1 pseudogene is annotated in these 210 nt (G+C 29.5%); it reads right to left on the bottom strand.

The window, feature by feature from the left end:
- Positions 1–210 (bottom strand): annotated as a pseudogene (locus AMO19_RS08675) (steroid 5-alpha reductase); the annotation flags it as partial.

Raw genomic sequence — 210 nt, 5'->3', positions numbered from 1 at the left:
AAAACAGTAACTGAAGTAAAAAAATTGATTTTTTCTTTAAAATAAGGATCTGGGAATATCTTTTCTTTTAAAAGCCAAAGTAATCCATAAGTACCATGCAGAGCTAAATAAACGTAGGGAGCGATCGTAAAATTATCAAAAAAGATCATGAGACCTATTACTACAAATGCAGTGAGCCCCTTATGTAGATTAATTATTTGATTAAGTTTC

The organism is Prochlorococcus marinus (assembly GCF_001180245.1).
Taxonomy (GTDB): Bacteria; Cyanobacteriota; Cyanobacteriia; order PCC-6307; family Cyanobiaceae; genus Prochlorococcus_A; species Prochlorococcus_A marinus_F.
Note: the sequence above shows the minus strand (reverse complement) of the source record. Positions and strands in the feature narration are given on the sequence as shown.